Below are 7586 nucleotides of genomic sequence, written 5' to 3'. Positions count from 1 at the left end.
TGGTAATAATTTTTATGTTGTTTCATAGGTTAGTAATTTTCTTCCAGGTCTGGATTTTTGTCATTTACAAAATCAATCAGGAACGCCATTGCAAATAAACCTTGACCTATTGCCAATAACACTAAGGGTCTACTGAATAGCCTTACCTGTTCTGTGATCACATCAACCATTTCACGGATTGACATTAACACAGAGAGAGTGAGAACTGCAATCATAATTAGGATTTGAACCCGTTTTTCTGTGATTCCGCTGCCTGCCAAATAGATCAATGAGAGCTGAAGTAACAGGTATGGAAGAAAGAAATTTTCTTCCTGTTTGAACAGAACTCCCTGAGGAATAATCCAGAAACCTGATTTTAGCAAAACCAGGATGCAGGCTAAAGTGTAGGTTATTGAAAAACCGATCATAATATTTCTGAACATGTCTTTATGGATTTTTCAGGGGTATTGGATTTGGAAAGACTTTCAGATTCTCTTTAGCAAAAAGGTTTTTGTGATAAAAAACCAGGAACCTACCAGTTGAAGCGTACTTTCATTTATGATGGTAATCTCCCCATCGAGTTCAAAATTCCTGTTGGCAGGCTTGACTTTTCCCACATACATTTTCTTTTCAGGAAAATACCTGAAGCCAGTTAGAGGTTCTTTGTTTACCATTGCATGATCAGAAGATTTGATAATCTTACCGGAGAGTGCACCGGAATTGTCCCTGTAAATCAGAATAGTGGATTGGGAAAGATCTTCGGCATACCAATTTCCTTCGATTGATTTTTCCGGTGATTGGGCAAAGAGAGTCATGGTGCAAAAGAAAAAGACATGCAGAAATAGAATGAATGGTTTCATGGTTATGATGTTTTTTTATAGTTTAAGATTGCCCAGGAGTTGAAGAAAACCGCCATTCCACCAATGATCAAAAACTGCCGCCCAAGGTCAGAAAAGCCTGATCCTTTCAAAACAACCATCCTCATTACTTCTATAAAGTAGGTGACAGGATTGCATTTGGCTATCAGCTTTGCCCATTCCGGCATACTTTCTATCGGAGTAAAAAGCCCGCTCATCAACAAGAAGATCATCATACAGAAAAATGCCAATGACATAGCCTGTTGCTGTGTGTTGGAATAAGTAGAAATGATCAGCCCAATCCCAAGTAATGCAATCAGGTATATCCCCAAAAAACAATACAGCACAATGACAGAACCCATTGGGACGATGCCATAAACAAACCTTGCAATGATGAAAAGCCCTATTGAGAAAATGAATATTCCGATCAACCAAAACGGGATCAGCTTTCCCAAAATGAAAATATGTTTTTTGATCGGGGTCACATTGATCTGTTCTATTGTCCCAACCTCCTTTTCTTTGACGATATTCAGGGCACACATATACGCCCCTACCATGGTCACCAATACCACCAGAATCCCCGGTACCATAAAAAAAGGATAATTCAGATAAGGATTAAACCAATTCAGGGTTGCAATTTCGATGAATGGTGAAGCATTCATTTGCGGTTGTTCCATCCGCTGAAGGCGGATATCTGAGTTATAATCAGAAATAATCCTTCCCAGATAACTGCTGCCGACCGAGGCTTTTGTACCGTTGATGGCATTGACCGCTATAAACAGTTCTCCTGAGTTTTCACGGATCAGATTCTTCTCAAAATCCTGAGGAATTTCCAAAACCAGATCAGAGTTGTCATTTTCAAACTCTTGGAAAGATTCATCGAAAGAGACACTGTAATCATTCAATTTGAAATACCCTGAAGCGATAACTTTATCGATAAGTTTTTGAGAAAAAGTTGACCGGTCATGGTCTACGATAGATATATTGATATTCTTGATCTCAAAGTCTGCAGCCAATGGCAAAATCAATAACTGGATAATCGGCATCGCAATGATCATCCTTAGGATCAAATCATTTCGGAATATCTGGCGAAATTCCTTTTGGAGTAAAAACATCAATGTTCTCATGATAGCCTTATTTTAAATTTCTTGATACTGATGGTCAGTAATACAACCGTCATCCCTGCCAGAATAAGGGTTTCTTTCCAGATTTCGGAGAGACCCAAGCCTTTGATCATGATGGACTTGACTGTGATGTAATACCATTTTGAAGGGACTATATTGGCGAAGAGCTGAAGCCCCTTTGGCATGTTTTCGAGTGGAAACATAAATCCCGTGAACATCATAACCGGCAAAAGCATACCCATCAGGGAAATAAGCATGGCAGCTTGTTGGCTGTCAGTGGAATTGGAAATCAGCAATCCAAGAGACAATGCACAGAGGATAAGTAAGGAGCTTTCGAAATACAAAAGACCTATGCTTCCATTGATCGGCATGCCCATCAATGTGGTACTCAGTACGAGAATCACGGTAAGGTTGATAATGGACAGGAAAAAGTAAGGAACAGCTTTGCTGACAATGACCAAGATGGGGTTGAACGGGGAGACCAAAAGCACTTCCATGGTTCCCGTCTCTTTCTCCCTTACTATGGATACAGAAGTCATCAGCACACAAACCAACAATAAAACCAATGCCATCACCCCCGGAACAAAGTTGAATACTCCCTTCAGTTCAGGATTATAAATCATCCGTACATTGGTATTGATCTGCAGCGGTGCCATCGTCGATTTTGTCAGTTCCCTCTGATAATCCTTGATGATGCTCGACGCGTAATTGGTCAGGGTATTTGCAGTGTTGGGATCAGAAGCATCAGCAATGATCTGGACCTGTGCTTTATTGGTATGTAGAAGATCGTTGTTGAAATTTGATGGAAAGACAACTGCCAGTTTTATATCTCCTTTTTTGAATGCAGCTTCGATTTCGGAATGGCTGAGGCTCTGGTTTTGGATTTCAAAATTTGTGCTTGCGGCCAATTTTTCGATGATGCGGTGGGAAGCCATGTCATTGGCGTAGTCAGAGACCACTATCTTGGAATTTTTGATCTCATTGGTCAATGCAAACCCAAAGAGGATAATCTGGGCGATGGGCATTCCAAACAAAAGAAGCAGTGTTTTCTGATCACGGAAAACATGGTAAAATTCCTTCCTTACAAATATTAGAAACTGTTTCATGGCTAATCGGCTTTTCTTTTTGCTCCTCTTGCCAATTCAAAGAACACTTGATCCATTGAATCAGCAGAAAATCGTTGTTTTAATTTTGTGGGGGTATCCAAGGCCTTGATCACGCCGTCGACCATCATGGTGATGCGGTTGCAATATTCGGCTTCGTCCATATAATGCGTGGTCACGAATATAGTGATCCCCCTATCGGAGGCTGCGTAGATCAGGTCCCAAAATTGACGTCTGGTGACCGGATCTACTCCTCCTGTCGGTTCATCCAGAAACACGATTTTTGGCTCGTGCAGAATGGAAACCGAGAATGCTAATTTCTGCTTCCAGCCCAAGGGCAGGCTACCCACCAATTTTTTTCGGAGGTCCTGCATCCCTAATGTTTCTATGAGAGATTCGCTTTTCTCTTTCAATGTTTTATTGCTCAGACCATAGATTCCCCCAAAAAAGCTGATGTTTTCCAGGACAGTCAGGTCCTCATAGAGTGAAAACTTCTGGCTCATATATCCGATGTTCTTTTTGATTTGCTCGGTCTCTTTATAGATATCAAATCCTGCTATGGTAGCATTGCCTGATGATGGTGTGGAAAGTCCGCAGAGCATTTTCATGGCAGTTGTTTTTCCTGCACCGTTTGCTCCGAGAAACCCAAATATTTCTCCGGCATGGACATCGAAAGTGATTTCATTGGTGGCGATAAAATCACCAAATCGCTTGGTGAGTTTTTCTGTTTTGATTACGATTTCAGTTTCCATGTCGGTCCATCAGTTTTATGAAGCAATCTTCTATAGTGGGCGTTATCAACCTGATTTCAAGGTCTACATGGCCTTTGGATTCCAGTGCTTTGATAAGCAGTTCAGGTGTCCATACATCCTCATGCAGGAAAGTAATGTGGTGGTATTGGCCAAAGGCATTGCAGCTGCTGATGTTATTGATGGACCTGAGATCTGTCAGTAATGCTCCCATGTTCCTGGCCATCACGGCATACAGTTTTTGTGGATATTGATGGATGATCTCATCAGGGGTGTCTATTGACATGATACTGCCATCCTGGATAAGGGCAATCCGCTCACATAATGTCGCTTCATCCATGTAGGGAGTTGATACCAAAATGGTGATGCCCTGCTGTTTGAGCTGCTTCAACATTTCCCAAAATTCCTTCCTTGAAACTGTATCCACCCCTGTGGTGGGTTCATCCAGAAAAAGGACGGTTGGCCTATGGATCAATGCGCAGCACAAGGCAAGTTTCTGTTTCATCCCTCCGGAAAGTTTTCCTGCTCTTCTATCCTTGAATGGTGCTATCTGCACATAGATATCCTTGATCAGATCATAGTTGGCTTCAACAGTGGTTCCGAAAAGAGTAGCGAAGAAATGGAGGTTTTCTTCCACAGTCAGGTCTTGGTACAGGGAGAATTTTCCCGGCATATAACCTACTCTTTTTCTGATTTCCCTGAAGTCTTTTACCACATCAAACCCGTTTACAGTGGCCGTTCCGCTGTCAGGCAAAAGCAAGGTTGTCAGGATTCTGAACAGGCTTGTTTTGCCACAACCGTCGGGTCCTATCAGTCCGAACAATTCTCCTTTCTTGACTGAAAAAGAAACCTCATCAACTGCTTTTTGCTTGTCTTTGCCGTAGCTTTTCGAAATGTTGTTTACCTGGACATCGATCATCTTTATGAAAATTTTATCTCTCCGTACATTCCGATTTTGTAAGTTCCGTCGTTTACCACATTGACTTTTATAGCATAAACCAGATTGGCCCTTTCGGCTTTGGTCTGGATGGTTTTTGGGGTAAATTCAGCTTTGTCGTTTATCCAGGTCACTGTTCCTTCGGTCTCATTGAATCCACCGTCGCCGTTGTCGGTGAGTACTTTAACTTTCTGGTTGAGCTTTATTTTGGCTAACTGGTCTCCTGTAATATAGGCCCTTAGGGTAAGGTTGGATAGGTCTGCGATTTTGTAGATGGGTTTTCCCATGGAAGTGATTTCATTTTCCTGGGCGTATTTTGCCAGGACAGTTCCATTTAGGGGATTTATGATTCTTGATCTTTTGAGCTGGTCATCTATCTGCTCTATTTGGATCTGAATGGAATTGGCATCTTTTGAAATCCCGTCCCGGGTGATGTTTAAAGTGGATTTTTGGGCGGCGATTTGCTTTTTAATGACCTCAATATTGGCATTGATGTCGTCTAGCTGCTTTTTGGTAGCGGCATCACCCTGCAATAAATTTGAAATCCTTAATTTCTCTTTTTCAGCAGTGGCCAGTTGGGATTCCAGTGCCGAAAGCTGAATGGCTATGTCCGGACTTTTGCTTAGGATGGCCATGTATTGCGCTTCAAGCTGGGCCTTTTTAAGGTGTAATTGAACCGAATCAATCACCGCGACCTGATATCCTCTCTGGATTTCCTGACCTTCTTCAATATTCAGTTCCAGGATTGTCCCCGAAACTTCTGAGGAAATGATGGTTTCTATGGCTTCAAAGGAACCTGATGCGTCAAAGGATTTTTCTTCCGGGCTGCAGGCTGAAAATAATATGATTCCTACCGCTGTCAATTTTTTAATTGTATTCATTGCTGTATGATTTAAGTTTTCCTGATTAGTTTCCTGAGGTTGTCTGATAATTGTATTGTGCCATTAGCAATTGGATTTGATGAAGGATTTGATTTTGCCTTGCTTGGTCCTCGGCATTCAATTGAATCAAATAATCATTAGTGGTGGCGGTACCGTTCTCCAGTTGGTTTTGGGTTGTGGTTTTTATGCGGGATCGCATTCGGATGATCTCTGTGTCGGAAAGGATGAGGTTTTCCATTTTTTCGATCTCGGTATTTTGTTGTCTGAGGGTGATGTCCGTATTCAGGATAAATGCGTCCCGTTGCACTGAAATCCCTCGCTGGTTAAGCTCCTGAAGAGATTTTTCTTTTTTGTTGGTGTAAAAACCGGATATGTTCCAATTCAACCTTAGGCCGGTGATGTAATAAGCCGCAGTACTGTTGTCTATGATATTCAATCCGGGAGCGCCTACCCCGCCTTGAAAAAAGAAGTTGAGTTTTGGGAGGGTTTTATTTGTGAGCAATTTGCTCTGAGCTGCGAATGATTGGCTCTGCAGATCAAACAGCCGTAATTCCGGTCTGTTGATTCCAGAAACCTGCAGTGGATTTTCAGGTGTCTGAAGAACTGCATTTTCATTGATTTCCTGATCGGTCAAAAGTGACATCATTTGCAGGAATGCTTTTCTGTTTGCCTTTAATTCAAGTTTTTTTTGATCGGCTTTCAACAGCTCTACTTTTAGGATGTCAAGACTGCTTTTTAAAGCGATCCCATTTTCTATGGCAGTGGATGTTTTTGCCATGCCAGAGTGGATGTCTTTTTTGAGGATTTCCAATTGGTGGACCTGGGCATCAATTAAAAGTACCCCGAAGAAAAGCTGGTTTATTCTGTCCTTGAGCTTGTAGAGTTCGACTTCCATTTTTTGAGCCTCCACTTCGGCGTTTATTTCAACCAATCCTTTTTGATTTTTAACATTGAAAAGGTCAGTTATAGGTTGGTTGATTTCTCCATATATCCGGTGCTGGTCCTGTCTGAGTGGCTCTAACTCAGATCCGGGAATGGTGAAGGGGAAAGTCAGAATATCAGATTGATAAGTCGAATATCCCGAAACATTCACCTGAGGCAAATAGCCTTTTTGGATGTTTTCGACGGAGTATTCTTTCGATTTTTCAATCAGTTCAAATTGCCTGATTAGAGGATAATTCCTTCTTGCCATTGCCTGACAGCTGTCAAGAGTTAGATTCTGTGCGGTTGATTCACTGAGTACCAATACACAAAGAAAAAGAGCGATTAAAATACGTTTGATCATATGTTTCATTTATTTGATTTAATAATTTGATTAACTTTTTATCAAAAAAAATCAGGTTTGGAAAAACATGGATTTGATCCAAATAGGAACCATCTTTTTCCTTTCCTGCATCAATGATTCAAAGGCCTTATTGTCAAGACTTCCCATTTTTTTCAATAATGGACTGCCTATAAAAGGAAACATCACCATAGACATGAGATTCATTAAGAAATGCAAAGGGTTGGGTTCATTGATTTCGCCATTGGCTACCGCGATCTTGTATTGCTTCAACAGGGAAGAGTTCATTATCATTGTAGCAACAGGTAATTTCTCCACAAATCCGGTAGCGTCATTTCTCAGTTCACTCATGATAAATAAAGGTACATCAGGCTCTTCAATGATCTTATCAATGTATTTAGAAACCATCAATTCAATTTTCTGGGCCAATGAAGTACTCTCATCGTTAAACACAAAGGCCATACTTTGCATAAAGCCAAACATGGTTTCGAACATGATAATTTCAAAAAGTTTTTCTTTACTTCTGAAATAGTAGTTGAGTAAAGCTAGGTTGATACCTGCTTCTTCAGAAATGTCCCTGGTCCGTGTGGCCGAATACCCCTTTCGAAGAAAGACCTTTCTAGCAGCTTCTTTTATTTTTGATTCAGTAGTTGCGTCTAGTTCCTTTATTTTCT

Annotated in this window: 9 protein-coding genes; all 9 read right to left on the bottom strand. The window is 41.1% G+C overall.

Going from position 1 to position 7586, the window contains the following annotated elements; all coding sequences use genetic code 11:
- Positions 1-29 precede the first annotated feature (29 nt).
- On the bottom strand, positions 30-422 hold the full coding sequence (locus ACZFYI_RS12355) for a hypothetical protein (RefSeq protein ID WP_462524440.1): 393 nt from the start codon (positions 420-422) through the stop codon (positions 30-32).
- 42 nt (positions 423-464) lie between these two features.
- Positions 465-839, bottom strand: a complete 375-nt coding sequence (locus ACZFYI_RS12350) for a DUF2147 domain-containing protein (RefSeq protein WP_462524439.1) — start codon at positions 837-839, stop codon at positions 465-467.
- 2 nt (positions 840-841) lie between these two features.
- Positions 842-1963 carry an ABC transporter permease gene (locus tag ACZFYI_RS12345; RefSeq protein WP_462524438.1) on the bottom strand — a complete coding sequence of 374 codons (1122 nt, stop codon included), beginning with the start codon at positions 1961-1963 and terminating at the stop codon, positions 842-844.
- A complete protein-coding gene (locus ACZFYI_RS12340) occupies positions 1960-3066 on the bottom strand; it encodes an ABC transporter permease (RefSeq protein WP_462524437.1) in 1107 nt (368 codons plus the stop codon). Before ACZFYI_RS12340 ends, ACZFYI_RS12345 begins: the two co-directional genes overlap by 4 nt.
- 2 nt (positions 3067-3068) lie before the next feature.
- Complete coding sequence (locus tag ACZFYI_RS12335; RefSeq protein ID WP_462524436.1) at positions 3069-3815, bottom strand: ABC transporter ATP-binding protein; 747 nt, start codon at positions 3813-3815, stop codon at positions 3069-3071.
- Positions 3805-4731, bottom strand: coding sequence for an ABC transporter ATP-binding protein (locus tag ACZFYI_RS12330; protein ID WP_462524435.1), 927 nt, complete (start codon positions 4729-4731; stop codon positions 3805-3807). Before ACZFYI_RS12330 ends, ACZFYI_RS12335 begins: the two co-directional genes overlap by 11 nt.
- Positions 4732-4733: 2 nt before the next feature.
- Positions 4734-5630: an HlyD family secretion protein gene (locus ACZFYI_RS12325; RefSeq protein WP_462524434.1), complete on the bottom strand. Its 897-nt coding sequence runs from the start codon at positions 5628-5630 to the stop codon at positions 4734-4736.
- Positions 5631-5655: 25 nt separating this feature from the next.
- Positions 5656-6915: a TolC family protein gene (locus ACZFYI_RS12320; RefSeq protein ID WP_462524433.1), complete on the bottom strand. Its 1260-nt coding sequence runs from the start codon at positions 6913-6915 to the stop codon at positions 5656-5658.
- A 51-nt stretch (positions 6916-6966) separates the two neighbouring features.
- Positions 6967-7586: TetR/AcrR family transcriptional regulator (locus ACZFYI_RS12315; RefSeq protein WP_462524432.1), on the bottom strand; the 620-nt coding region annotated here is incomplete at its 5' end.

It is taken from the genome of Aquiflexum sp. (assembly GCF_977115555.1).
This window is presented reverse-complemented; position numbering and strand designations above follow the sequence as displayed.

Coding starts and splice junctions, on each gene's coding strand:
- ACZFYI_RS12355 (WP_462524440.1), bottom strand. CDS start 422: ATGTTCAGAAATATTATGATCGGTTTTTCAATAACCTACACTTTAGCC.
- ACZFYI_RS12350 (WP_462524439.1), bottom strand. CDS start 839: ATGAAACCATTCATTCTATTTCTGCATGTCTTTTTCTTTTGCACCATG.
- ACZFYI_RS12345 (WP_462524438.1), bottom strand. CDS start 1,963: ATGAGAACATTGATGTTTTTACTCCAAAAGGAATTTCGCCAGATATTC.
- ACZFYI_RS12340 (WP_462524437.1), bottom strand. CDS start 3,066: ATGAAACAGTTTCTAATATTTGTAAGGAAGGAATTTTACCATGTTTTC.
- ACZFYI_RS12335 (WP_462524436.1), bottom strand. CDS start 3,815: ATGGAAACTGAAATCGTAATCAAAACAGAAAAACTCACCAAGCGATTT.
- ACZFYI_RS12330 (WP_462524435.1), bottom strand. CDS start 4,731: ATGATCGATGTCCAGGTAAACAACATTTCGAAAAGCTACGGCAAAGAC.
- ACZFYI_RS12325 (WP_462524434.1), bottom strand. CDS start 5,630: ATGAATACAATTAAAAAATTGACAGCGGTAGGAATCATATTATTTTCA.
- ACZFYI_RS12320 (WP_462524433.1), bottom strand. CDS start 6,915: ATGATCAAACGTATTTTAATCGCTCTTTTTCTTTGTGTATTGGTACTC.